Below are 25,495 nucleotides of genomic sequence, written 5' to 3'. Positions count from 1 at the left end.
GAGAAGGCGCGGATCAGGGGACGAGCGGCTCGACCAGGCCCGGCCGCAGCAGCCGGCGGGTGACGTCCAGGCCCCACTCGTCCAGGCCGCGCAGCCGGTCGCTGCTGCTGCGCAGCCCGCTGTACGCCTCGACGATCGGCGCCCACTCCTCGCGCCGCTCCACGTGCGGCCCGGCGACCAGGCAGTCGGTGTCGTTGACCCAGAAGCGGCCCTGCTGCCAGGCCCGCCAGCGGCTGTTCATGGCCGCGGCCCGCTGCGAGGGCTGGGAGAGATCGCCGTCGAGCGGCTCGAAGTGGTGGGCGATGTCGGGGCCGACGCGCATGCCGTCGACCAGCCCCACGCTGGGCAGGATCGGCGCGCCGCAGCCCAGCAGGAAGGCATCCGGCCCGATCGCCTCGCGGATCACCCCCAGCCCGTGCCGGTAGGCGTCCACCCCGGTGACCGAGGGGTCGGCGCGGCGACCCTCCATGGCCCCGGCGTAGATGAAGTCGATCTTGAAGTAGTCGATCCCGGTCGAGCGGAGGCTGCCGAACACCTCCCGCAGGTAGGCCTCGGCACCCGGGTGCGTGGCGTCCAGGCAGGCCAGCTGCTGCTCCCAGCCCCGGCCGGGGTCGGCCCCGCCGATCAGCCAGTCCGGGTGCTCACGGGCCAGGGCGGAGCGCTCGCCCACCATGAACGGGGCCACCCAGATCCCGGCGCGGCGCCCGGCGCCGCGGATGTCGCCGACCACCTGCTCCAGCGAGGCGAACCGGTCGGAGAGGGCCAGCCAGTCGCCGATCTCGGCCTGGTACCCGTCGTCGATCTGCACGACGTCGAGCGGCAGGCCGAGCTCGTCGATGGCGGCGAGGTTCTCCTCGATGTCGGCCTGGGTGACCCGCTCGAAGTAGTGGTACCAGGAGCACCAGACCGTCGGCGGCGGCCGCAGCGGGCCCACGCCGGCGGCCGCGGCGAACCCGCTCCCCCACCGGGCGAGGACGGCGTCGAGCCCGCCGCCGTCGCCGTCGACGGTGTGGACGACGTCGGGCGTCCCGCTGACCACCACCTCGTCGCCGGCGACCTCGGCGTGCACGGACGGGATCGCCCCCGGCGAGGGGGCGGCGAAGACGTGCACGCCGTCCCCCGTGCCCGGGTCGACGGCCAGCAGCCCCTCACCCCAGAAGGCCTCGTGCGGCGCCGTCCGCTCGGGGTGGTAGTTGCCGACGCGCCGGGCGTCGCTGACCGGCCGGAACGGGCGCTCGTCGAGCCGGTAGGCGGTCGTGGGGCTCCACGACTGCCAGCCGTGCTCGTAGACCAGCGCCCGCTCCCGGTCGACGGCGACGCGAGCGAGGACGTCGCCGGAGATCAGCCCTTCACCGACCCGGCGGTCAGGCCGCGGACGAAGTACCGCTGCAGCGAGAGGAACACGATGATCGGCACCAGCATGGTGAACAGGCCGCCCGCGGTGAGCAGCTGCCAGCCCTGGCCCTGCTGGCCGAGCAGCTGGTTGAGGGCGACGGTCAGGGGCTGGTTGTCACCGGGACCGATGAACACCAGCGCGTTGAGCAGGTCGTTCCACACCCAGAGGAACTGGAAGATCGCGAACGACGCCAGCACCGGGGTGGACATCGGCAGGATCAGCCGCCAGAAGGTCTGGAAGTGGCTGGCCCCGTCGATCTTGGCGGACTCGATCACTTCCTTCGGCAGCGTCGCCATGTAGTTGCGGGTGATGTACACGGCCAGCGGCATGCCGAAGCCGATGTGCGCCAGCCAGATGGCGAGGAACGTGCCGTTGATGCCCAGGTTGCCGTAGATCTGCAGCAGCGGGACCAGCGCCACCTGGGTGGGCACGACCAGCAGGCCCACGATCAGGATCAGCAGGAGATCGCGCCCGGGGAACTCCATGAACGTGAACGCGTAGGCGGCGAACGCGGCGATGAGGATCGGGATGATCGTCGCCGGGATGGTGATCGCCAGGCTGTTGACGAACGCCGTCCCCATGTCGGCGAAGTCGAAGACGTCGCTGTAGTTCTGCAGGGTCAGCTCGGTGAGCTGGGCCGGGTTGGTGAAGATGGTCCACCAGCCGGTGGAGTTCGCCGCCTCCTGCGGGCGGAACGACGTGATGGCCAGCCCGAACGTGGGGATGATCCACAGCAGGCAGATGATCACGATCGCGATCTTGACCCAGATGGACGCACGCGCCGTCGGGTCGTGCTTGCGCCCTCGCCCGGCCCGGGCGCCGACGGCCGTCGGTTCCTTGGGGACCTGGACCGGGGCGACGGTCTGGCTGCCGGTCATCGGGCGGCCTCCTCGGCGCGGAACTGGCGGACCTGGAACACCAGGATCGGGATCATGATGATCATGAGCATCACGACGATCGCCGCGGCGTAGCCGGCGTTGTTGTTGGTGAACAACTGGTTGAAGAAGTCGACGGCGATGATGTTGGTGTTGAAGTTGCCGTTCGTCATCACGTAGACGATGTCGAAGCTCTTCAGCACCGTGATCAGCACGGTGATGAACACCGTGATGATCGTCGTCCGGATCTGCGGCACGATGATCTTGAAGAAGATGGCGCCCTCACCGGCGCCGTCGAGCCGGGCGGCCTCCAGGGTCTCGGTGGGCACGCCCTTGATCGCGGCGGAGAGCAGGACCATGGCGAACCCGGCCTGCACCCACAGCAGGATGACCATGAGCAGGAAGCTGTTGAACCGCAGCGTCGTCAGCTGCAGCCAGTTGACCGGTTCCCCGCCGAGGCCGACCCAGATGCCGTTGAGCAGGCCGACCTGGTCCTGCGTCGGCGGGTTGGCCGCGTAGATGAACCGCCAGATGGCCGCGGCGCTCACGCCCCCGATCGCCATCGGCAGGAAGATCAGCGTCTTGGCGAACTTCTCCCCGCGCGGCCGCAGCCGGTCGGCGAGGGTCGCGATCAGCAGGCCCAGCACGATGGTCCCGGCCGGGACGACGATGATCCACAACAGCGTGTTGAACAGGGTGTTCTGGAACCCGCTGGAGGACAGCAGGTTGCCGTAGTTGTCCAGGCCGACGAACTCGGTGCTGGCCGCGTTGGCGAAGCTGTACACGACCGTCTGGATCGTCGGGTAGATCAGGTAGAGCCCGATGGCGAACAGGGCCGGCAGCAGGAACAGGTACGGCTTGACCCGGTCCTCCCAGCGGCCCGGGAGGATCTCGGCGAGCTTGTTGAGCAGGTAGTACACGAGGATCGCGCCGATCACGCCGCCGACGACGGCGATGAGCGCGTTCAGGATCTTGATGGTCACGGGACCCTCCCGTCGGGGCGGTGCGGGGCAGCGGTGACCTCGCCGGTGCCGGCGGCGAACCGCCGGCACCGGCGAGCGGGCGTCAGGCCGGCCAGCTGTTCTCGATGTTGTCGAGCGCCGTCTTGGCGTCCTCCTGACCGGCGATCCAGGCGGTCATCTCCTTCCAGAAGGAGCCGGAGCCCACCTCACCGGGCATCTGGTCCGAACCGTCGAACCGCCATTCGGTGGCCCCGTTCTGGATGGTGGCGAAGGTCTTCGCCGTCTCGCTCTTGTACCCGTTCAGGTCCGCGTCGGTCCGCGGGGCCATGTACGAGTCCGACTGCGCGATCGCCGCGTCCTGGAACTCGGTGGACGTCAGGTACTCGAGCGTCTTCTTCGCGGCGTCGTTGTCGGCGCTGAACAGCCCGGCCATGTCACCGCCACCGAGGACCGGCTTGGAGTCCGCCGCCGTGCCCGGCATCGGGAACACGCCCACGCTGTCGTCCAGGTTCGAGACGACGTCCTCGGGGAAGAAGCCGGGCTGCACCAGGAAGTTGCCCTGGCGGTACATGTAGCAGCCGGGCGGGGTGTCGAACATGACGTTGCCGGCGGTGCCGAAGTTGTTCGACGCGACCGACTGCCGACCGCCGTTGACGTGCCCGTCGGCGAGGACCAGCGCCTCCATCTGGTTGAGGACGTCGAGGACCTTCGGGTCGTTGAACGGGATCTCGTGGTTGACCCACTGGTCGTAGACGTCGCCGCCGTAATTGATCAGCATGAGGTTCTCGACCCAGTCGGTGGCCGGCCAGCCGGTGGCCGCCTCCGCGCCGATGCCGAAGCACCACGGCGTGGTCCCGGTGCCCGCGATGGTGTCGGTCAGCTTCGAGAGCTGGTCGAAGGTCGAGGGACCTTCCACCGTGATCCCGGCCTGCTGCGCCGCCGCCTTGGGGAAGTACACGATGCTCTTCACGTTCGAGCTGATCAGCACCGCGTACTGCGTGCCGTCCGAGGACTGCCCGGCCTCGAGCGCGCCCGGCACCGTGTTGTCCGTGAGGTCGCCCATGTCCAGGACGTCGGACAGGTCGGCGAGGTCCCCGCGGTCGGCGATGGACCGCATGATGCCCGGCTGCGGGAAGATCGCGATGTCCGGGAGCTGGTTGCCCTGCACCCGGGTGTTGATGAGCTGGTTGAAGTTCGCGGTCGGCGAGAACTTGATGTCGATGTTGTTGTCGTCCGCCCAGGGCTTGACGACGGCGATGAAGTCGTCCGACTGCTGGCCGGTGAAGCCGTACATGATCTCGATGCTGCTGCTGGTGTTCCCACTGCCTCCCCCGCCGCCCCCGGAGCTCAGGCAGCCGGTGGTGAGGACGGCGACGGCGCCGGCCGTCGCCACCGCCCCGAACGTGGATCTGATGCGCATGTGCACTCCTTCGGACACTTGCTGGCTCGAGCGGTGCGGGGAAGCGGTGCGAGGGGACGGGTCCGGACCGTCCGGCGCCGGCGTGGGCGCCGGACGACGGCGGTCGAGGGTCAGGCGGAGGGCACCCGGTCGTCGCTGGAGATGCGGCGGCCGGTCTCCGCGCTGAAGACGTGCAGCTCCTCGGGCGCGATCTGGATGTGGATCGTCTCGCCCTTCATGGGCGGGCGCTTGGCGTCGACGCGGATCGTCATGAGCTTGTCGCCGCCGCCGGCGCCCTGGCCGGCGTGCAGCGTGCCGTAGGCGTAGGCGTCGGAGCCGAGCTCCTCGACGACGACGACCTCGAACGGGAAGCCGTCGCCGTCGCCGACGACGCGGACCGCCTCGGGGCGGAAGCCGACGGTCGCGGTCTGGGCGCCCTCGCCGGACAGGGCGGAGAGCTGGTTCCGCTGCAGGGGCAGCGTGCGGTCACCGATGCAGGCGCCGTCCTGGAGCAGCGGCAGGTCGACGATGTTCATCGCCGGGGAGCCGATGAAGCCGGCCACGAACACGTTGTCCGGGCGGTCGTAGAGCTCGCGCGGCGTGCCGACCTGCTGCAGGTAGCCGTCCTTGAGCACGCAGACCCGGTCGCCCATCGTCATGGCCTCGACCTGGTCGTGGGTGACGTAGACGGTGGTGACCCCGAGCCGCCGCTGGAGCGCGGCGATCTGGGTGCGGGTCTGCACGCGCAGCTTGGCGTCGAGGTTCGACAGCGGCTCGTCCATCAGGAAGCACTGCGGGTGGCGGACGATCGCGCGGCCCATGGCGACGCGCTGCCGCTGGCCGCCGGAGAGCGCCTTGGGCTTGCGGTCCAGGTAGGGCTCGAGGTCGAGGATCTTCGCCGCGTCCTCGACGCGGCTGCGGATCTCCTCCTTCTTCATCCCGGCGATCTTGAGCGCGAAGCCCATGTTGTCGGCCACCGTCATGTGCGGGTAGAGCGCGTAGTTCTGGAACACCATCGCGATGTCCCGCTCCTTGGGCGGCAGGTGCGTGACGTCGCGGTCGCCGATCCGGATGGAGCCCTCGGTCACCGCCTCCAGCCCGGCGAGGGCGCGCAGCGAGGTGGACTTGCCGCAGCCGGACGGGCCGACGAGCACGAGGAACTCACCGTCGGCGATGTCGAGGTTCAGAGCGTTCACCGACGGCCGTTCAGCACCCGGGTACTGGATGGTCGTGTGGTCGTACGTGATTGCGGCCATCGGGGTCGATCCTCTCCGCTCTGCCGGTGCACCCGGAGAGCCGCGCCGGCCCGCGCGTCAGGCCCGGCCGCTGCTCGACCTCCAGGTGCGTTCATCGGAACCTTGGCACGCGCTTGTGGTGCGTGCCACAGGGAGGACCTCAACCGATCCGTACCGTTACCTGCCGGTGATCTTTCTCGCTGCGGGCGTCTCGAGGGGTCGGTCGCACGGTCATCCCGACCGGACGACGGGGCCGGAGAGCTCGTGCCCGCGGAGCCCGGGGCGGGCGGCGCAGAGCGTCTCGGCGGCGTCCAGCGCGGGGCCGGCGCGCCGGACCTCGACCCGCCGCGACGTCGGCCCGGCGTCCTCGCGCCGCACCCGGACGTCCACGGTCAGGGCCGCCGGGGCGCCGTCCCCCGCGGTGCAGGTCAGCCGGAGCGACGCGGGGATCAGGGCCAGTCGCCCCGGGTCGATCCGCCGCTCGGCGTCGTCCCGCGTGCGCAGCCGCAGCCGGCCGGACCCGCCCTCCACCGAGGTGACCCACAGCGGACGGGCGCCGTCGTTGCGCACGACGACGTAGTAGAGGACCGAGCCGCCCACCGGGGACGCCGGACTGATCTCGACCTCGAGCGCCGCGGTGATGCGCACCTGCTGCCGGAGCGCGCGCTCGGCGGCCCAGCCGCGCACCGCGAGCAGCCCCGCGCCCAGCAGGACGACGACGGCGAGGAGGACCGCGGCCCGGCGCCACCGCCGCGGGAGCGCCGCCCAGCGCCGGAACGGCGGGTCACCGCTCTCGATGAGGTCGACGCCGGCGGGCACGGCGTCATCGTCGGCCGCGGCGGCCCCGGCGGCCAGGCAGCGCTCAGTCCGCCTCGCCCGCGGCGCCGCTCTCCCCGCGCCAGCTGGCCAGCCGGCCGGCCCGGCTGACCGCCCGCAACCGCCGTTCGGCCTCCGCCCGCGACCGTCTGGCGGAGACCAGCAGCGCCTGGTCGCCGCGCATCAGGCGGGTGGTCTCGTCCGGCACGAAGGAGCGCCCGCCCCGCACGATCAGGACCACGGCGGCGTCCTCGGGCAGCCGCAGCTCCGGGAGGTAGACCCCGTGCAGCCGGGACCCCGCGGGGATGGTCATCTGCATGAGGTCGGCGTCCAGCTCCTCCAGCGGGGCGGACTCCACCTGCACCTCGCGGGGGGTCAGCGGGGTGGCGATGCCGAGCCGGCGCGCCACCCAGGGCAGCGACCAGCCCTGCACGATCGTGAACACGACGACGAGCACGAACACGGTGTCGAACACCACGGTCGCCCCGGGCACGCCGGCGGTCAGGGGGAAGGTGGCCAGCACGATGGGGACGGCGCCGCGCAGCCCCGCCCAGGAGACGAACGCCTGCTGGGGCCAGGGCATGCGGAACCAGACCAGGCTGGCGGCGACCGACAGCGGGCGGGCCAGCAGCAGCAGCGCCAGCCCGACCAGCAGCGCCGGCCCCACGGCGCCGGTCAGGCGGTCCGGGGAGACCAGCAGCCCGAGCATCACGAACAGGCCGATCTGGGCCAGCGAGGCCATGCCCTCGGCGAACCCGATGCTCGCCGACCGGTGCGGCAGCGGCGCGTTGCCGAGGACCAGGCCGCACAGGTAGACGGCCACGAAGCCGGAGGTGTGCGCGAGCGCGGCCGAGGAGAAGGCCAGCACGCACAGGGCCAGCGTGGCCAGCGGGTAGAAGCCGGACAGCGGCAGCGCCGAGCGGCGCAGGAGTTCGACGCCGGCGAACCCGGTCACGACGCCGATGGCGGCGCCGCCGAGCAGCTCGCCGGCGATGATCAGGCCGGTCAGCCACCAGGCCTGCTCGGTGCCGGTCGTGAGCCGCTCGGCCAGCACGGTGACCAGCAGGATGACGGGGGCGTCGTTGAGGCCGCTCTCGACCTCCAGCGCCGCGGCCATGCGGCGCGGCAGCGGGAGGCGGCGCAGGGTGGCGAAGACGGCGGCGGCGTCGGTGGAGCTGACCACCGCCGCGAGCAGCAGGGCGAGCCCCCAGGAGAAGTCGAGCAGCCAGACCGCGATCGCCGCGGTGGCGACGACGCTGACCGCGACACCGACGGTGGCCAGCGCCAGCCCCGGCCCGATCGCCCGGCGGACGTCGGCCCAGCGGGTGGTCAGCCCGCCCTCGGCGAGGATCACCACGAGCGCGGCGACGCCGAGCGTCTGCGTCAGGGAGAAGTCCTCGAACTGGACGCCGGCGCCGGCCTCCCCCAGCGCCACCCCGAGGGCGAGGTAGAGCAGCAGGCTGGGCAGGCCCAGGCGGTCGGCGAGGCGCAGCGCCACCGCGGCGACGAGGACGACGAGCGCCCCGACGGCGAGCCCGACGGTGACCATCGTGTTCACCGCGCGCCCCGCTCCATGCGCGCAGTTTTCCGTACCGCGCCCGCTCCGGCCGGGAACGCACTCAGCCGCGCAGCGCCCCGGCCCAGCGCCAGTCGCCGTCGGGACCGAGGAACTCGACGCGCTGGACCTCCTCCTCGCGCTCGTCGTCCTCGGCCCACGCCAGGGCGTCCGCGTGCCGGTCGAACTCCCCCTCGGCCACCACGTCGCCCATCCCGTCGAGGAAGCGGTAGCGGGTCACGGCGGAAGGCTAGGCGCTGGGCGACCCGCCTGCGCGAACCCGGTTGTCGGCTCGGGGACAATGGGCGCCGTGAGTGATCCGCGCGCCACCGGCCCCTTCTCGGCCCTCCCCCCGCAGGTCGACCTGCCCGCGCTGGAGCAGGAGATCCTGCAGCGCTGGGAGGCCGACAAGGTCTTCGCCCGGTCGATGGAGAGCACCGCGGGGTCGCCGCAGTGGAACTTCTACGAGGGCCCGCCCACGGCCAACGGCCGCCCGGGCACCCACCACATCGAGGCGCGGGCGTTCAAGGACGTCTTCCCCCGGTTCAAGACCATGCAGGGCTGGCACGTGCCGCGCCGCGCCGGCTGGGACTGCCACGGCCTGCCGGTGGAGATCGCGGTCGAGCAGGAGCTCGGCTTCGCCGGCAAGCCCGACATCGAGCGCTACGGCATCGCCGAGTTCAACGCCCGCTGCCGCGAGTCGGTGGAGCGGCACGTGGACGCGTTCACCGAGCTGACCCGGCGGATGGGCTACTGGGTCGACCTGTCCACCGCCTACTGGACGATGGACCCGGCCTACATCGAGAGCGTCTGGTGGTCGCTCAAGCAGGTCTTCGAGAAGGGCCTGCTGGTCGAGGACCACCGGGTGGCCCCGTACTGCCCGCGCTGCGGCACCGGCCTGTCCGACCACGAGGTCGCGCAGGGCTACGAGTCGATCACCGACCCGTCGGTGTACGTGCGGCTGCCGGTCACCAGCGGCGAGTGGGCCGGCAAGGCCGACCTGCTCATCTGGACGACGACGCCGTGGACGCTGCCGTCGAACACCGCCGTCGCCGTCCACCCGGACGTGACGTACGCGGTGGCGCGCACGGACGCCGGCATCTTCGTCGTCGCCGAGCCGCTGCTGACCGCGGTCCTGGGCGAGGGCGCCGAGGTGCTGGCCCGCACGAGCGGCCGCGACTGGGAACGGGTGCACTACCGGCGGCCGTTCGACGTGGTCGAGTTCCCCGACGGGGACGCGCACTACGTCGTCCTGGCCGACTACGTGACCACCGAGGACGGCACCGGCCTGGTGCACCAGTCCCCCGCGTTCGGCGCCGACGACCTCGCGGTCTGCCGGGCCTACGGGCTGCCGGTGGTCAACCCGATCGACCCGTCGGGGCACTTCCTGCCCGAGGTCGGGCTGGTCGGCGGGCACTTCTTCAAGGCGGCGGATCCCGGCCTGGTCGAGGACCTGAAGAAGCGCGGCGTGCTCTTCCGCGAGCAGCGCTACGAGCACAGCTATCCGCACTGCTGGCGTTGCCACACGCCGCTCATGTACTACGCGCAGCCGTCCTGGTACATCCGGACCAGCGCGGTCAAGGGCCAGTTGCTCGCCGAGAACGAGCGCACGCACTGGTACCCGCCGACCATCCAGTGGGGGCGCTACGGCGACTGGCTGCGCAACAACGTCGACTGGGCGCTCTCCCGCGACCGGTACTGGGGCACCCCGCTGCCGATCTGGCGCAACGACGCCGACCCGTCGCGGGTGGTCGCCGTCGGCTCGCTGGCCGAGCTGTCCGAGCTGACCGGCCGCGACCTGTCCGACCTCGACCCGCACCGGCCGTTCATCGACGAGGTCACCTTCACGCTGCCCGGCGAGGAGGGCACCTTCCGGCGGGTGCCGCAGGTCATCGACGCCTGGTACGACTCCGGTTCGATGCCGTTCGCCCAGTGGGGCGCGCCGTACCGCAACGCCGAGGAGTTCGAGGCGGCCTACCCGGCCCAGTTCATCTGCGAGGCGATCGACCAGACCCGCGGCTGGTTCTACTCGCTCATGGCCGTCGGCACGCTCGTGTTCGGGAAGAGCTCCTACGAGAACGTCCTGTGCCTCGGCCACATCCTGGCCGAGGACGGCCGCAAGATGAGCAAGCACCTCGGCAACATCCTCGAGCCGATCCCGCTGATGGACCGGCACGGCGCCGACGCCGTCCGGTGGTTCATGCTGGCCGGCGGCTCGCCGTGGTCGGCCCGCCGGGTGGGGCACGAGACGCTGTCCGAGGTGGTCCGGAAGGTGCTGCTGACCTACTGGAACACCGCCAGCTTCTTCACCCTGTACGCCGAGACCAACGGCTGGGACCCGGCCGTCTCCCCCGCCCCGCCGCGGGCCGACCGGCCGCTGCTGGACCGCTGGGCGCTGGCCGAGCTGGCCTCGGTCACCGACGGGGTCACCCGGGCGCTCGAGGACTTCGACACCCAGGGCGCCGGCCGGCTGATCGCGCAGTTCGTCGACGACCTGTCCAACTGGTACGTCCGGCGCTCGCGCCGCCGGTTCTGGGACGGCGACCCGGCCGCGCTCGGCACGCTGCACGAGGTGCTCGACGGGCTGACCCGGCTCATGGCCCCGTTCACGCCCTTCGTCACCGAGGAGGTGTGGGGCCGGGCGGTCGCCCCGGGGCTGGTCGACGCGGCCGACTCCGTCCACCTCTCCTCGTGGCCGGCCGTCGACGAGGGCGCCCGCGACGAGCGGCTGGTCGAGCAGGTCGCCCTGGTGCGGCGACTGGTCGAGCTCGGCCGCGCCGCGCGGACCTCGGCGAAGGTGCGCACCCGGCAGCCGCTGGCCCGCGCCGTGGTCGCGGCGCCCGGCTGGCGGGACCTGCCGCGCGACCTGGTGGCCGAGGTGGCCGACGAGCTCAACGTCGCCGAGCTCTCCGAGCTGGCCGCGGTCGGCGGCGACCTGGTCGACGTGAGCGTGAAGATCGACTTCCGCGCCGTCGGACGGCGGCTCGGCAAGCAGGTGCAGGCCGTCGCGAAGGCGGTCGCCGGGGCCCACCCGGCGGAGCTGGTCGCCGCCTACCGGGCGGGGACGGCGACGGTCGAGGTCGACGGCGCGCCGGTGCGGCTGGAGGAGGGCGACCTGATCGTCACCGAGACCCCGCGCGAGGGCTGGACCGTGGCCAGCGGCGGCGGCCTCACCGTCGCGCTGGACCTGGAGCTCACCCCGGAACTGGAGCGCGCCGGCCTGGTGCGCGAGGCGGTCCGGCTGGTCCAGGAGGGCCGCAAGTCCAGCGGGCTCGCGGTCAGCGACCGGATCGAGCTGTGGTGGACGGCGGAGGGCGCGATGGCGCAGGCGCTGGCCGAACACGCCGAGCAGGTCGCCGGCGAGGTGCTCGCGGTCGCCGTCCACGCCCGCGAGGCCGGCCCGGGGACGGCGCTGGAGGGTCCCGACGGCTCCCGCTTCTGGCTCGCGAGGGCCACCGCCTGACCTCTAGGGACTTTCCGCGCGGAAAGTCCCGTTCGACCGCCCCCTGTGGACGACGACGGCGCGGGCACCCGAGGTTCGTTCACGCTGCGTCGGTGTCACGGATCCAAGCACTGCACGGTGTCTTCCTCGGGTCGCACGCGGTCGCCGAAGGTGCCGCCACCGAGAAGCAGCTCAAGTCGGGGCTCTACCGCCGCCTGCTGCGCAACGTCTATGCGGATCCGGGCATCCCGGTCAACCATCAGCTGCGCGCCCGGGCCGCGGGACTCCTCATGCCCGCTGATGCGGCACTGGGGGGCCGGTCCGCAGCCGCTTGGTACGGGGCGCCCTTCGCCGCGGTGACCGAGCCCGTCGTCGTCCTGGTGGCGCCGGATTCCGCCTGGCGAGGCCCGAGTGGTGTGCGGGTCCATCGAACGGAATTGGCGCCGAACGAGGTCACCCTCGCCGACGACCTCCGCCTCACGACGGCGCTGCGGACGGCCTGGGACGTGGCGACCCTGGAAACGGTGGCCACCGCCGTAGGCCTGCTCGATGCCATGGCCGGAGCCGGCACCCTGGACGTGGCCGCATTCGGCAGACTGACCGACACCGCACGGGGTCGTTGGCGGTCGAGCCGCGCGGCCGTGGTCGCTCCACTGATCGACGGCCGCAGCGAGAGCCCGCCGGAGTCCTGGGTGCGCGTGGCCTGCATCAGAGGAGGGTTGCCGCTTCCGGTGCCTCAGTACGTCGTCATGGAGTCCGGGGAGTTCCTGGGACGGGTCGACCTGGCCTGGCCAGAAGCTCGGCTCGTCGTGGAGTACGAGGGCGCCTACCACTTCGAGGGCATGCAGATCCGGCGGGACGACGAGCGCTACCGCCGGCTGGTCGCGGCCGGTTGGCGCGTGATCCGGCTCAGCGCGGCCGATCTGCGCGACATGACGGCTGTCGTCACCCGGATCGCCGCAGCTCTCTGAGGACTTTCGGCGCGGAAAGTCCCAGGGACGAGGGCCTTCCCTCAGGCTCTTCGGCGGGCGCGCTCGCGCTCGGCGGTGGCGCGGTCGGGCGAGCAGACGCCGCAGGGGGTGAAGCCGTCGGTGCGAGCCTCGTCGATCGGCAGCGGGATCGCGGTCTGGCCGGCGAGGCGGCGGCAGTCGGCCAGGTGGTAGCGCGGGTGCTCGTCGACGACGAACACCTCGTCCTTGAGGTCGACGACGAGCAGCAGGTCGGTGACCTCGACGTCCTCGACCGGCGGCTCGCCCTTCGCCTCGGTGGCGGGCGCGTGCGGCGGGGTCACCGGGGCGCGCTCGACGGCTTCCGGCTCGGCGGCGGCCGCGGCCTGGCCGTCGGCGTCCGGCCCGGTGGGCGCGGCGGGGGCATCCGGGGTGGCACCGGGGACCTCGGCAGTGGTGGCCAGGTCGGCGGGGCGGCGTCCCCGGGACGCCTCCGCGGCCAGGCCGCGCCGCGAGAGCACCAGGAGGACGGCGGCCGCGGCGCAGACCGCCACGGTGGCCCAGTAGAGCACCGTCGTCCCCGTGGCGAGCCCGGCGACGAACAGGCCGAGCCCCAGCAGCACGAGCAGCCCCGCAGCCAAGATCACGCCTGCACGATAACCGCGGGGAACGACAGCGGCCCCCGGACACGAGGTCCGGGGGCCGCTGGGCGAGCCTGGGGGCGTCAGGCGCCCGCGTGCTGCGTCTGCCGGCTGTTGATCGCCGGCTCCGCGGAACCGCGGCTGTCGAGGTCGCGCAGGTGCGACTCGAGGTAGGAGCGCAGGCGGGTGCGGTACTCGCGCTCGAAGGTGCGCAGCTCCTCGATCTTGCGCTCGAGGCTGGTGCGCTTCTCCTCCAGCGTGCTGACCGCCTCGGCGTGCCGGCGCTCGGCGTCCTGCTCGAGGGCGGCCGCCTTGGCGCGCGCCTCGCGCTCCATCGTGTCGGCGCGGGTGCGGGCGTCGCCGACCATCGAGTCGGCGCGGTGCTTGGCCTCGCTGACCATCTGCTCGCTCTTGGCCCGCGCGTCGGACATCAGCCGCTCGCTGTTGGTCTTCGCGCTGACCAGCATCTGCTCGGCCTGGGTCTTGGCCTCGTTGACGTACCGGTCGGCGGTCTCGGTGGCCAGCGCCAGCATCCGGGAGGCCCGGGCGCTGTCGTCCTCGCGCGGGGCCGCGACGGCCGGCGGCGGGGGCGCCTGGACGACGGGGGCCGGCGCCGGCGGCTCGGGGCGCTCGTCCACCCGCGGGGCGGCGGCGCGGCTGCCGCTGGCGCGCAGCTCGTTGTTCTCCTCGATCAGGCGGGCGAGCTCGGCCTCCACGACGTCGAGGAAGGCGTCCACCTCGTCCTCGTCGTAGCCGCGCTTGCCGATCGGCGGCTTCTTGAAGACGACGTTGTGCACGTCGGCAGGCGTCAGTGGCATCGGGTCACCTCGGGTCGGACGGCGGGAACAGGGTCGTTCTCGGGCGAGCGGCGGTGGACCACGCACCTGGTGCGGCCTGCGCCCCTGGGCTGTCGTTCGGTCACAGGGGGTTAGCGAGCGACAACGTGAAGCTGCGAAGGATGAGTACGGCGATGAGCAGCACCATAAACCCGAGGTCCAAACGGACCGACCCCAGGTTCAAGGGCGGGATCACCTTGCGGATGGCCTTCAGCGGGGGGTCCGTCGTCGAGTAGACGACCTCCAGACCCGCTGCGACCAGGCCCTGCGGGCGCCAGCTCCGCGCCAGCACCATCACCCAGTCGACGACGAAACGGGCGAACAGCAGCACGAGGAAGACGAGCAGCACCGAGGAGACGATCTGCCAGAAGAGAGCCACGGTCCTCGCTCGTTCGGGGCACCTCGCGTGCCGTTGTCACCTGCCTGCCAACGCCTCAGGACTGGTTGAAGAACCCGCCCTCGCGGATCCGCGCCTTGTCCTCGGCGGTCACGTCGACGTCCCTCGGGCTGAGCAGGAACACCTTCGCCGTGACCCGCTCGATACTACCGCGAAGTCCGAAGATGAGACCCGCGGCGAAGTCGACGAGCCGCTTGGCGTCGGCGTCGTCGAGCTCGGTGAGGTTCATGATGACCGGGCAGCCCTCGCGGAACCGCTCGCCGATCTCGCGCGCCTCGTTGTAGGTGCGCGGGTGCACGGTGGTGATCCGGTAGGTCTTCGGGGGCGCGGGCGCCGGCTCCGGAGCGGCCGCGACCGGCTCGCGGACGGCCAGCCCGGCCGCGCCGACACCGGCGGACGAGCCGCTGCCGAGGCTGCTGCCCGTGCGGACGGCGCCGGCGGTGGACCCGGAGGGGGCCAGGCCCAGCGGCGGGCGCGCGGTGCTCGGCCGGCGCGCGGTCACCGGCTCGGGCTCGCGCGCCGGCGGCGGCTCCTCGGCGTCGAGCTCGTCGTCGGCGTAGCCGGCGCCGTAGTGCTCGTCGGCGAAGTTCTTGTCGGCGTACCGGTCGTCGGGGTAGTCGGCGGTCCCGTAGCGGGAGTCCTCGTACCGGCCGTAACGGCGGTCGTCGGCGCGCTCGGGGTAGTCGGCCTGGCGGGCGTCGTACCGGCCGTAGGCCCGGGCGTCGTCGTCCTCGACGAGCCCGAGATAGATACCCATCCTGCGCATGGCTCCGGCCATCGGACCTCCCCCTCTACTGGTGTCCTCAGCGTCGCGGTCGTTTCGTCAACTTCGTCCAACGAGACATCACACTCGTGGGTCGTCCGTGTCCCGTGTGACTGGTGTGACTCGTGTGGCTGGGATCCCCCGATCCTCACCGGAGGGTAGGGGGCGCGCGCCGAAGATCGCGGTTCCGACACGCACGAGCGTCGCGCCGGATGCGATCGCCGCCTCCAGGTCCTCGCTCATGCCGGCCGACAGCTCGGTGGCCCCCGGGTGGTCGGCCCGCACCCGCTCGGCGAGCGCGGCCAGGCGGGCGAAGGCGGGGCCGGGCTCCACCCCGCGGGGCGCCACGGCCATGAGGCCCCGCAGCCGCAGCCCGTCCAGCCCGGCGACGGCGTCGGCCAGGCCGGGGACGTCGGCCGGGTCGGCGCCGCCGCGGGCGGCCTCCTCCCCCGCCGGGCCGCCGAGGTCGACCTGCAGGAGGACGTCGACCGGCCGCCCGCCGGCCTCGCCGGCGCGGGCCAGGGTCTCGGCCAGCGACAGCCGGTCGACCGAGTGGACGACGGCGCCGAGCCGGGCGACGGCGGCGGCCTTGTTGCGCTGCAGCTGCCCCACGAAGTGCCAGCGCACGGGAACGTCGGTCAGCTCGGCGGCCTTGGCCAGCAGTTCCTGGGCCCGGTTCTCGCCGAAGTCGGCCTGGCCGAGCGCGGCCAGCGCGCGGACGTCGCCGGCCGGCCAGGTCTTGCTGACCGCGACCAGCCGCACCCCCGCCGGGTCCCGCCCGGCGGCCCGGGCGGCCGCGGCGATCCGCTCCCGCACGGCGCGCAGGTTCTCCTCGAAGCGGCTCGCAGACACGGGTGCATCGTCGCAGCGAGACCGGACGCCCGCGGTCATGGCCAGATCAGCTCAGCCAGACGAGACCGGCCTGGCGGCCCGTGACGCCGTCGCGGCGGTGGGAGAAGAGGAAACGGTCCTCGACGGTGCACCGGGGGTCGTGCACGACCTGCCCGACGCCGGCCCGGCCCAGCTGCTCGGCCACGCCGGCCCGCAGGTCCAGGCCGGGTGTCCCCTGACGGGTGCGGACCGCGGCGCCCGGCGCCACCCGCGCCACCTCGGCCTGCATCGCGGCGGGCACCTCGTAGCAGGCACCGCAGACGGCCGGGCCCAGCAGCGCGGTGATGTTCCGCGGGCGGGCGCCGAGCCGGCCCATCGCGGCGAGCGCGGCGGGCACCACCTTCTGCCGCAGACCCTCGCGCCCGGCGTGCACCGCGGCGACCACCCCGGCGTCGGCGTCGCTGAGAAGCACCGGCACGCAGTCGGCGACCAGCACGCACAGCACCAGCCCCGGCTGCGCCGTCACCAGGGCGTCGGCGTCGGGCAGCGGCGCCTCCTGCGGCCGGTCCACGACGGCGACGCCGGCGCCGTGCACCTGGGTCATCCAGACCAGCCGCTCCCCCGGCACGCCCAGCTCCCGGGCGAGCCGCTCGCGGTTGGCGGCGACGTCCTCCGGCCGGTCGCCGACGTGCGCGCCGAGGTTGAACGAGTCGTACGGAGACGCGGACCGGCCGCCCCGCCGATCGGTGACGACCTTGCGGGGTCGCACCGACGGCGAGGCGGCCGGGGACGAGGTCATGCGCGTCACGCTACGGCCCCGCTGCAGGGTCCCGCGCCGAGCGGGCGGGGCGTGGGGGCAGCGGGGTCCTTTCAGTTGCGCAGGAACTCCGGGATGTCGAGCTCCTCCTCGAAGTCCTCGCTGGACAGCGGCCGGCGGCCGGTGACCGACCCGGAGACCGGCGGCAGCGGCGGGACGGTGAGCGGCGCGGCGGGCCGCGCCGGCACGGCGGGCGCCGGCGGGACGACCGGGGCCGGCGGGGGCACCGGCGCCGCGGCCGCGGCCGACGCGGTCGCGCCCGAGGTCGCCGGCGAGCCGAGCAGGCGCTCCCCCGTGGCGATCGGGGCGGCGACCGGCGCGACCGGCGCGGCCGGCGTCCGGTGCGGCAGGCCCGGGGTGAACGCGCCCGCGGCGGAGGTGCCGGCCGGTACCGCGGCGACCCCGGCGTCCTTGCGGCTGCTGGGCCGCCCGCCGTCGAAGCCGGCGGCGATGACCGTCACCCGCACCTCGTCACCCAGGGCGTCGTCGATGACCGCGCCGAAGATGATGTTGGCGTCGGAGTGCGCGGCGTCGGAGACCAGCGAGGCGGCCTCGTTGATCTCGAACAGGCCGAGGTCCGAGCCGCCGGAGATCGACAGCAGAACGCCGTGCGCGCCCTCCATCGAGGCCTCGAGCAGCGGGCTGGCGATCGCCTGCTCGGCGGCGAGCAGGGCACGGTTGTCCCCGCGGGCGCTGCCGATGCCCATCAGCGCCGACCCGGCCCCGGACATGACCGACTTGACGTCGGCGAAGTCCAGGTTGATCAGGCCGGGCGTGGTGATCAGGTCGGTGATGCCCTGGACACCGGAGAGCAGCACCTGGTCGGCCGTCCGGAAGGCGTCCATGACGCTGACGTTGCGGTCGCCCAGCTGCAGCAGCCGGTCGTTCGGGATCACGATGAGCGTGTCGCACTCGTTGCGCAGCTCCTCGATGCCGGACTCGGCCTGCACCGCGCGCCGCTTGCCCTCGAAGGCGAACGGGCGGGTGACGACGCCGATGGTCAGCGCACCGAGCTTGCGCGCGATCGAGGCGACGACCGGCGCACCGCCGGTGCCCGTGCCACCGCCCTCGCCCGCGGTCACGAAGACCATGTCGGCGCCCTTGAGCACCTCCTCGATCTCCTCGCGGTGGTCCTCGGCGGCCTGGCGGCCCACGTCGGGCTGCGCGCCGGCGCCGAGGCCGCGGGTGAGCTCGCGGCCGACGTCGAGCTTGACGTCGGCGTCGCTCATCAGCAGCGCCTGGGCGTCGGTGTTGATGGCGATGAACTCGACCCCCTTGAGGCCGACCTCGATCATCCGGTTGACCGCGTTCACCCCGCCGCCGCCGATGCCGACGACCTTGATGACCGCTAGATAGTTGTGCGGAGGTGTCATGCGGCGCTCCCCAACGTGGACCCTCATCCTCAAGTACAGGCTTACAGTTATGTCAACTCGGTCGACGGAGAGGAAGTTAGGCAGGCCGGAGGGGCGGCACAAACACCCCGAGGCGATCGGCGTGTCGGTGGCACGAGTTCTCACCGACCTCAGGCGACCCGTTCGTCACAAGGGCCTCACGAAGTGTGACGACCCGCCCCGGAAACGTCTCATGGCGGGCTCCAGGGTCCGGCGCGGCGTCGTCCGCAGTCGTGGCAGATCTCTTCCTGCACCGGGCGTGTCGCGCGTGTCGAGCGTGTCGGCTGAGACGGGTGTGACCAACCCTCCATCAGGCCCGAGGGATGCGACCGAGGAGGTAGAACTCCTCGTTCGGCGGGATCGCCGCCCAGTGCGCCAGCCGGTTGGACAGCGCGAAGAGAGCGACGATCGCGCCGACGTCCCAGACGTCGTCCTCGGTGAGGCCGTGACCGCGCAGCCGGTCGGCGTCCGCGGCGGTCACCGCGGCCGGCTCGACGGCCAGCCGGACCGCCACGTCGAGCACGTCGTGCTGGCGGGGCGACAGCGGCGCCTTGCGCCAGTCGACCGCGACCTGGTCGGCCAGGTACGGGTCGCGGTTGCGGATCCGCGCGATGGCGCCGTGCGCGACGACGCAGTACAGGCAGTCGTTGGCCGCGCTGGTGGCGACGACGATCAGCTCGCGGTCGCCCTTCGACAGCCCCGGCGTCTCCTTGTCCATGAGCGCGTCGTGGTAGGCGAAGAAGGCCGCCGCCTCCGCCGGGCGCCAGGACAGCGCCCCGAAGATGTTCGGCAGGAACCCGGAGCGCTCCTCGACCTCGGCATAGCGCTCGCGCAGCTCGCCGGGCAGCTGCTCGGTGGGGACGACGGGGAAACGGCTGATCGGTCCGGCGTCGGACGGCGCGGCGTCGCTCATGCCGCCATGCTCCGTCGGGAGCTAGCGGAGCACCACCGCGTCCGGCGCGCTGACGTCGATGGTCTCGGCCGGCTCGAGGGTCCCCGCCGAGAGCTGGTCGAGCAGCGCCGAGAGGACCCTGCCCTTCGCGGCGCTGTCGCCGCCGTCCCCCCAGCGGACCGTCGTCCCGTCGGTCAGCGTCAGCGTGACGTCCTCGCCGCTGGTGGCGCTCGCGCCGACGACGTCGGCGCGGACGTCGCGGGGCAGCGACGCCAGCGCGGCCAGCCCCGCCTCGGTGGCGCGGTCCCCCGGGCCCGGGTCCGGCACGTCCAGCGGCACCACGCCGGGCGGCGGGTCGCCGGTGATGGTGTCGAACAACACGGCCTCGTCGTCGACCAGGTAGCGCTGCCCGCCGGCCTCGACGACGGCGAGCGCCGACCGCTCGGTCACCGTGATCACCACGCTGGCGGGCCACCCGCGGCTCACCTGGACCGCGGCGATCTGCGGCAGCCGGGCCACGCGGGCGCGGGCGGCGTCGGTGTCCACGCGGAGCAGCGGCGTCCCCGTGGCCACCCCCGCGGCGTCGCGGACCTCGTCCGCGGTGAGCGACACCGCGCCGTCCACCCGCACCGTGCGGACGGCGAGCACCGGGCCGGCCCACAGCACCCACGCCACGGAAGCCAGCAGCGGGACGACGAGCAGCGCGCGCAGCCGGCGCTGGCGACGGCTCCGGACGCGGCGACGGCGGTTGGCGGCCGGCGCGGGCCGGGCGCGGCGGCTCGCCTCGGGCCGGGCCGCCGGCCCCCGCGCGCGGTCACGCGTGGTCGTGCCGGCGCGGTTCACCGCTCGGCGTCCGCGGACTCGGGGAGGTCGGCCCGCCGCAGGGCCTCGAGCACCTCCGGCCCCACCATCGACACGTCGCCGGCGCCCATGGTGACCACCAGGTCGCCGGGACGGGCGCGGGCGGCCAGCGCCGGGGCGGCGGCCGACCAGGAGGGCTCGAAGAGCACCCGGCCGGGCGGCAGCGGGACGGCGTCGGCGACCAGCGCGCCGGTGATCCCGGGAACCGGGTCCTCCCGGGCGCCGTAGACGTCCATCACCACGACGTCGTCGGCCAGGGCGAGCGCGTCGCCGAAGCCGTCGGCGAACTCGCGGGTGCGGCTGTAGAGGTGCGGCTGGAAGGCGACGACGAGCCGCCCGTCGCCGGCCACCGCCCGGGCCGCGGCCAGCTGCGCGCGGACCTCGGTCGGATGGTGGGCGTAGTCGTCGTAGACGCGCACCCCGCCGGCCACGCCCTTGAGCTCGAAGCGGCGGTGCACCCCGCCGAAGCGGCCGAGCCCCTCGACCAGCCCGGCGAGCGGCAGGCCCAGCTCCAGGCCCGCGAGCAGCGCGGCCGCGCTGTTGCGGGCCATGTGCTCCCCCGGCACCCGGATGCGCACCCGGCCGAGGTCGGTGCCGTCGAGGACGGCGGTGTAGGACGTCCCGTCGCCGGCCACGTCGAGGTCGGTCAGCCGCAGGTCGGCGTCCTCGGCGGTGCCGTAGGTGCGCACCCGGGCCGGCGTCGGCACCCCCCGCAGCCGGGCCGCGCCGGGGTCGTCGGCGCAGAGCACCACGAAGCCGTCGGGGTGCACGGTCTGCAGGAACCGGTCGAAGGCGGCCTCGACCGCCGCCAGGTCGCCGTAGTTGTCGAGGTGGTCGGCCTCGACGTTGGTGACGATCCCGGCGTGCGGGGCGAGCAGCAGGAACGACCGGTCGCTCTCGTCGGCCTCGGCGACGAACACGTCGCCCTGCCCCGCGTGCGCGTTGCTGCCGGACTCGTTGAGGTCGCCGCCGATGGCGAACGACGGATCGACCCCGCAGGCCTGCACGGCGACGGTGAGCATCGAGGTGGTGGAGGTCTTGCCGTGGGTGCCGGCGACGGCGACGCTGCGCCGGCCGGCCATGACCGCGGCGAGGGCGACCGCGCGCGGCAGCACCCGCAGGCCCCGCGCCCGGGCGGCGGCCAGCTCGGGGTTGTCGTCGCGGATCGCGGTGGAGACGACGACGGTGTCCGCGTCGCCGAGGTGCGCCGGGTCGTGGCCCACCTCCACCCGCGCCCCGAGCGCGCGCAGCGCCAGCAGGGTCGGGGTGTCCCGCCGGTCGCTGCCGGACACCACCACGCCGCGGGCGAGCAGGATCCGCGCGATGCCGCTCATGCCGGCCCCGCCGATGCCGACGAAGTGCACCGCGCCGAGCTCGCCCGGCGCGGGCACCGGCGCGTTCCAGGCGGCCACGTCAGCCGCGGGCACGGGCCACCTCCAGCACGATGTCGGCGAGCCGCTCGTCGGCGTCCGGCGCCCCGGCGGCCTTGGCACCCGCCGCGTAGCCCGCCAGCGCGCCGGGGTCGGTGAGCAGCGGCACGAGGTGCTCGGCGATCCAGGCCGGGCTCAGGTCGGCGTCGTCCACCAGCAGCCCTCCCCCGGCCTCGACCAGCGGCAGGGCGTTGCGGCGCTGCTCGCCGTTGCCGATCGGCAGCGGCACGAAGGCCGCCGGCAGCCCGACGGCGGCCAGCTCGGCGACGGTCACCGCGCCGGCCCGGCACAGGGCGAGGTCGGCGGCGGCGTAGGCGAGGTCCATGCGTTCCAGGTAGTCGACCACGACGTACGGCGCGCCGCCCGCCGGGCGCGGGGGCACGGTCACGTCGGTGTTCTTCGGCCCGCGCGCGTGCAGCACCTGCGCCCCGGCCGCGGTGAGCGCGTCGGCGGCGCCGACGGCGGCCCGGTTGAGCGAGGCGGCGCCCTGCGAGCCCCCGAACACGAGCAGGGTCGGCCGCTCGGCGTCCAGGCCGAACTCCGCCCGGGCCTCCGCCCGCCGCGCGGGGCGGTCCAGGCCGGTGATCGTCCGCCGCAGCGGCATGCCCACGTGCTCGCCGCGGTGCAGCGGCGTCCCGGGGACGGTGACCGCCACCCGCTCGGCCAGCCGGGCGCCGATGCGGTTGGCCAGGCCGGGCAGCGCGTTCTGCTCGTGCACCACCACCGGGACCTTGGCCCGCCGCGCCGCGAGGTAGGCAGGCAGGGCGACGTAGCCGCCGAAGCCCACGACGACGTCGGCGGCGAGCCGGGTGAGCAGCTCCCGGGTCTCGCGGACGGCGCCCACGACCCGGCCGGGCACCTTGAGCAGGTCCGGGGTCGGCTTGCGCGGCAGCGGGACCGGCGGGATGAGCCGCAGGTCGTAGCCGCGGGCGGGGACCAGCCGGGTCTCCATGCCGCGCGCGGTGCCCAGGCAGGTGATGCGCACGCCCTCGTCGCGTCGGCGCAGCGCGTCGGCCAGCGCCAGCATCGGCTCGATGTGCCCGCCGGTGCCGCCGCCGGCCAGCACGATGCTCAGCTCGCTCACCGCGGCCTCCCCGGCCGGCGGGCGGGGCCGGGCACCGGCGTCCCGGGGCCCGGCACCGGCCGCCGCGGCGCGGCGCGGCCGCGGTCCTCGGCGGGCGGGCGGGGGCGCGCGGGCCCGGGGACGCTGCGCTCCCGCGGGGCGGCCCCCTCGGTCACCTTCGCGACGGTGCGGCGCCCCGCGACGACCGGACGGCGACCGGCCCGCTCCCCCGCGTCGGGGCGGCCGGCGGGCGCGGAACGGCGGCGGGCCCGGACCGGGTCGACCGCGGCCGCCGGCACGGGCAGCAGCCAGCGCGCGAGCCGGCCGCGGGAGCGCCGCTGCTGCGACTCGATGGCGGCCGGCTCCGAGCGGGCGAAGCGGGCCAGCAGGCCGACGATGAACAGGGTGAGCACCAGCGACGTCCCCCCGGCGGAGACCAGGGGCAGGGTGACGCCGGTGACCGGCAGCAGCCCGACCACGTAGCCCATGTTCATGGTCGCCTGGCCGACCAGCCAGGTGGTGATGGCGATGCTGGCCAGCTGCACGAACCGGTCGGTGGAGCGGCGGGCGATGCGGAAACCGGCGTAGGCCAGGACCCCGTAGAGGGTCACCACGACCAGGCAGCCGAGGAAGCCGAGCTCCTCGCCGATGATCGCGAAGATGTAGTCGGACTCCCCGTAGGGCAGCAGGCCCCACTTCATCCGGCTGTTGCCGAGACCGACGCCCCAGAAGCCGCCGGTCGCCAGGGCGTAGAGGCCGCGCACCGCCTGGTAGCCGGAGTTGGAGGCGTCGGCGAACGGGTCGAGGAACGAGGTGACCCGGGCCCACCGGTAGGGCTCGCTGATCAGGTAGGCGATCCCGGCCAGCCCCACCGCGCCGAGGCCGAGCCAGACCTTGAGCCGGGCGCCGCCGGCCCACAGCAGGGCGACCAGGATGACCGCGAAGGTCATCACGCCGCCGAAGTCGGGCTCGGCCAGCAGCAGCAGGGCGATCAGCCCGAAGGCCGGCACCAGCGGCAGCAGCAGCGACTTCGTGGTCAGGTAGCGGTCGCGCGTGGCCAGCATGTGCGCGCCCCACAGCGCGAACGCCAGCTTGGCCGGCTCCGAGGGCTGCAGGTGCGCGACGCCGAGGTCGAACCACTGACGGGCGCCGTTGAGCCGCACGCCGACGACCAGCACGAGCAGCAGCGCGAGCAGCGAGGCGAGCATCGCCCAGCCCGACCACCGGCGCAGGAAGCCCACCGGCAGCCGCAGCGCCACGAGCAGGGCCACCGCGCCCAGCCCGGCCCAGGTGAGCTGCTCGACGCCGGGCCGCCAGGCCGACTGCTCGTCGAGGGCCGCCTTGACCGCCGAGGCGGAGAAGACCATGACCAGGCCGATCGCCAGCAGCAGACCGGCCGCGCCCAGCACCAGGTGGCAGCTGGTCATCGGGCCGGCCAGCCAGTCCGGTCCCTGCAGCCGGCGGACCCGGTAGCGGCGGGCGGTGCCGGCCGCGGACGGGCCGGTGGCGGTGGCGCGGGGGCGGGTGCTCGCGGTCATCGGGCGCTCAGCCCAGCTCGCGCACCGCGTCGGCGAAGGCGCGGCCGCGGTGCGCGTAGTCGGTGAACACGTCCATCGACGCCGCCGCGGGCGCCAGCAGGACGGTGTCGCCGGGCCGGGCCAGCCGGGCGGCCTCCGCCACAGCCGCCCGCATGGTCTGCTCCGCGGTGCGCCCCATCCCCTCATCGTCGCCGCTCGGCACCTCCACCCGCGGAACCGCCGGGGCGTGTCGCGCCAGCGAACGGACCAGTTCGGCCCGGTCGCGGCCCAGCAGCACCGCCCCGGCCAGGCGTGGCGCGACCGCGGCGACCAGCGGGTCGACGTCGGCGCCCTTGAGCAGGCCGCCGGCGATCCAGACCACGCGTGGATAGGCGGCCAGCGAGGCGCCGGCGGCGTGCGGGTTGGTCGCCTTGCTGTCGTCGACGTAGTCCACGCCGGCCACGGTGGCGATCCGCACGTTGCGGTGGGCGCCACCGCGGAAGCCGGCCAGGCCGCGGCCGACCGCCTCGGCGGGCACCCCGGCGGCCCGCGCCAGGGCGGCGGCGGCCAGCGCGTTCACGGTGTTGTGCGGCCCGGGGACCTGCAGCGCTCCCTGCTCGAGCAGCACCTCCCCCGCGGGGTCGTCGGCGAAGGCGCGGTCGACCAGGGCGCCGTCCCGGACGCCGAGCTGGCCGGCCGCCGGCTCGCCGAGGGTCACCGTCACCGGGCGCGGGTGCGCGGCGACCAGCGCGGCCGCGACGGGGTCTCCCGCGTCGGCGACGGCCACCCGCGCGCCGCGGAGGATGCGCGCCTTGGCGTCCCGGTAGGCGGCGAAGGAGCCGTGCCAGTCGGTGTGGTCGTCGGCCACGTTGAGGACGGCGGCCGCCTCCGGGGCCAGCGTGCTCGACCAGTGCAGCTGGAAGCTCGACAGCTCGACGGCCAGCGCGTCGTAGGCGGGGGCGCCGTCCGCCCCGGTCTCGGTGACCACCTCGACCAGCGGACGGCCGACGTTGCCCGCCGCGACCGCCCGCCGTCCCCCGGCGACCAGGATCGCCTCGAGCATGGTGACCGTCGTCGTCTTGCCGTTGGTGCCGGTGACCGCCAGCCACGGGGCGGGCGGCTCGGAACGCAGCCGCCAGGCGAGCTCCGGCTCGCCGATCACCTCGACCCCCCGGCGGCCGGCGTCGGCCAGCAGCGGCGCGTCGGGCCGCCAGCCGGGCGAGGTGACCACCAGGTCGGTGCCGGACGGCGTCTCGGCCAGCGCGCCGAGCCACTCGGCGCCGCCCTCGAGCAGCGGGTCGACCGCGGAGGGGCGGGCGGCGTCGGCGAGCAGCACCCGGGCGCCGCGGGCGAGCAGCACGCGGGCCGCCGCTGCTCCGGACACGCCCAGGCCGGCGACGAGCACGGTCCGGCCGGAGAGCTCCACCGC

Annotated in this window: 23 protein-coding genes; 2 read left to right on the top strand and 21 right to left on the bottom strand. The window is 74.1% G+C overall.

The features are described 5' to 3' along the window. Nucleotides 1–13: 13 nt before the first annotated feature. From AB3388_RS11530 to AB3388_RS11495, 8 genes are all read right to left on the bottom strand, one after another. Nucleotides 14–1,111, bottom strand: coding sequence for a glycoside hydrolase family 36 protein (locus tag AB3388_RS11530; protein ID WP_495410911.1), 1,098 nt, complete (start codon nucleotides 1,109–1,111; stop codon nucleotides 14–16). A gap of 230 nt (nucleotides 1,112–1,341) precedes the next feature. Continuing rightward, nucleotides 1,342–2,274 (bottom strand): carbohydrate ABC transporter permease, encoded by a 933-nt coding sequence (locus AB3388_RS11525; RefSeq protein WP_495410910.1) that lies wholly within the window; start codon nucleotides 2,272–2,274, stop codon nucleotides 1,342–1,344. Further along, a complete protein-coding gene (locus AB3388_RS11520; protein WP_495410909.1) occupies nucleotides 2,271–3,254 on the bottom strand; it encodes a carbohydrate ABC transporter permease in 984 nt (327 codons plus the stop codon). Before AB3388_RS11520 ends, AB3388_RS11525 begins: the two co-directional genes overlap by 4 nt. A gap of 82 nt (nucleotides 3,255–3,336) precedes the next feature. Then, complete coding sequence (locus AB3388_RS11515; protein WP_495410908.1) at nucleotides 3,337–4,653, bottom strand: ABC transporter substrate-binding protein; 1,317 nt, start codon at nucleotides 4,651–4,653, stop codon at nucleotides 3,337–3,339. 110 nt (nucleotides 4,654–4,763) lie between these two features. Then, nucleotides 4,764–5,888, bottom strand: a complete 1,125-nt coding sequence (locus AB3388_RS11510; protein WP_495410907.1) for an ABC transporter ATP-binding protein — start codon at nucleotides 5,886–5,888, stop codon at nucleotides 4,764–4,766. 210 nt (nucleotides 5,889–6,098) lie between these two features. Continuing rightward, on the bottom strand, nucleotides 6,099–6,686 hold the full coding sequence (locus AB3388_RS11505; protein WP_495410906.1) for a hypothetical protein: 588 nt from the start codon (nucleotides 6,684–6,686) through the stop codon (nucleotides 6,099–6,101). 43 nt (nucleotides 6,687–6,729) lie between these two features. After that, complete coding sequence (locus tag AB3388_RS11500) at nucleotides 6,730–8,232, bottom strand: potassium/proton antiporter (protein ID WP_495411452.1); 1,503 nt, start codon at nucleotides 8,230–8,232, stop codon at nucleotides 6,730–6,732. Between the two features lie 70 nt (nucleotides 8,233–8,302). After that, entirely contained in the window at nucleotides 8,303–8,479 is a 177-nt protein-coding gene (locus AB3388_RS11495) for a hypothetical protein (protein WP_495410905.1), read from the bottom strand. A 69-nt stretch (nucleotides 8,480–8,548) separates the two neighbouring features. Between AB3388_RS11495 and ileS the strand changes: the two genes are divergently transcribed. Further along, nucleotides 8,549–11,701, top strand: coding sequence for an isoleucine--tRNA ligase (ileS, locus tag AB3388_RS11490; protein WP_495410904.1), 3,153 nt, complete (start codon nucleotides 8,549–8,551; stop codon nucleotides 11,699–11,701). 335 nt (nucleotides 11,702–12,036) lie between these two features. Then, a complete protein-coding gene (locus tag AB3388_RS11485; protein ID WP_495410903.1) occupies nucleotides 12,037–12,651 on the top strand; it encodes an endonuclease domain-containing protein in 615 nt (204 codons plus the stop codon). Between the two features lie 41 nt (nucleotides 12,652–12,692). On the opposite strand, the gene AB3388_RS11480 is transcribed toward AB3388_RS11485, so the two are convergent. The 13 genes from AB3388_RS11480 to murD form a co-directional block, all read right to left on the bottom strand. Further along, on the bottom strand, nucleotides 12,693–13,274 hold the full coding sequence (locus AB3388_RS11480; protein WP_495410902.1) for a hypothetical protein: 582 nt from the start codon (nucleotides 13,272–13,274) through the stop codon (nucleotides 12,693–12,695). Nucleotides 13,275–13,351: 77 nt separating this feature from the next. Further along, nucleotides 13,352–14,086: a DivIVA-like cell division protein Wag31 gene (gene wag31, locus AB3388_RS11475; protein WP_495410901.1), complete on the bottom strand. Its 735-nt coding sequence runs from the start codon at nucleotides 14,084–14,086 to the stop codon at nucleotides 13,352–13,354. Between the two features lie 100 nt (nucleotides 14,087–14,186). Continuing rightward, nucleotides 14,187–14,483 (bottom strand): YggT family protein, encoded by a 297-nt coding sequence (locus AB3388_RS11470; RefSeq protein ID WP_448623844.1) that lies wholly within the window; start codon nucleotides 14,481–14,483, stop codon nucleotides 14,187–14,189. 55 nt (nucleotides 14,484–14,538) lie between these two features. Continuing rightward, on the bottom strand, nucleotides 14,539–15,279 hold the full coding sequence (locus tag AB3388_RS11465) for a cell division protein SepF (RefSeq protein WP_495410900.1): 741 nt from the start codon (nucleotides 15,277–15,279) through the stop codon (nucleotides 14,539–14,541). Nucleotides 15,280–15,345: 66 nt separating this feature from the next. Then, nucleotides 15,346–16,116, bottom strand: coding sequence for a YggS family pyridoxal phosphate-dependent enzyme (locus AB3388_RS11460; RefSeq protein ID WP_495410899.1), 771 nt, complete (start codon nucleotides 16,114–16,116; stop codon nucleotides 15,346–15,348). Nucleotides 16,117–16,162: 46 nt separating this feature from the next. Beyond that, complete coding sequence (pgeF, locus tag AB3388_RS11455; protein ID WP_495410898.1) at nucleotides 16,163–16,894, bottom strand: peptidoglycan editing factor PgeF; 732 nt, start codon at nucleotides 16,892–16,894, stop codon at nucleotides 16,163–16,165. A 71-nt stretch (nucleotides 16,895–16,965) separates the two neighbouring features. Continuing rightward, the gene (gene ftsZ, locus AB3388_RS11450; RefSeq protein ID WP_495410897.1) at nucleotides 16,966–18,285 is read right to left on the bottom strand and encodes a cell division protein FtsZ; all 1,320 of its coding nucleotides are present in this window, start codon (nucleotides 18,283–18,285) and stop codon (nucleotides 16,966–16,968) included. Between the two features lie 328 nt (nucleotides 18,286–18,613). Then, nucleotides 18,614–19,216 (bottom strand): peroxidase-related enzyme, encoded by a 603-nt coding sequence (locus AB3388_RS11445; protein ID WP_495410896.1) that lies wholly within the window; start codon nucleotides 19,214–19,216, stop codon nucleotides 18,614–18,616. A 21-nt stretch (nucleotides 19,217–19,237) separates the two neighbouring features. Then, nucleotides 19,238–20,038 carry a cell division protein FtsQ/DivIB gene (locus AB3388_RS11440; RefSeq protein WP_495410895.1) on the bottom strand — a complete coding sequence of 267 codons (801 nt, stop codon included), beginning with the start codon at nucleotides 20,036–20,038 and terminating at the stop codon, nucleotides 19,238–19,240. Continuing rightward, nucleotides 20,035–21,483: a UDP-N-acetylmuramate--L-alanine ligase gene (murC, locus tag AB3388_RS11435; RefSeq protein ID WP_495410894.1), complete on the bottom strand. Its 1,449-nt coding sequence runs from the start codon at nucleotides 21,481–21,483 to the stop codon at nucleotides 20,035–20,037. The genes AB3388_RS11440 and murC overlap by 4 nt, the downstream gene beginning before the upstream one ends. Next, the gene (gene murG, locus AB3388_RS11430; RefSeq protein WP_495410893.1) at nucleotides 21,470–22,570 is read right to left on the bottom strand and encodes an undecaprenyldiphospho-muramoylpentapeptide beta-N-acetylglucosaminyltransferase; all 1,101 of its coding nucleotides are present in this window, start codon (nucleotides 22,568–22,570) and stop codon (nucleotides 21,470–21,472) included. Before murG ends, murC begins: the two co-directional genes overlap by 14 nt. Beyond that, nucleotides 22,567–24,087, bottom strand: coding sequence for a putative lipid II flippase FtsW (gene ftsW / locus AB3388_RS11425; RefSeq protein ID WP_495410892.1), 1,521 nt, complete (start codon nucleotides 24,085–24,087; stop codon nucleotides 22,567–22,569). The genes murG and ftsW overlap by 4 nt, the downstream gene beginning before the upstream one ends. A 7-nt stretch (nucleotides 24,088–24,094) precedes the next feature. Next, nucleotides 24,095–25,492 (bottom strand): UDP-N-acetylmuramoyl-L-alanine--D-glutamate ligase, encoded by a 1,398-nt coding sequence (gene murD, locus AB3388_RS11420; protein ID WP_495410891.1) that lies wholly within the window; start codon nucleotides 25,490–25,492, stop codon nucleotides 24,095–24,097. Nucleotides 25,493–25,495 lie beyond the last annotated feature (3 nt).

It is taken from the genome of Geodermatophilus sp. SMS 5-13, assembly GCF_059428245.1.
This window is presented reverse-complemented; position numbering and strand designations above follow the sequence as displayed.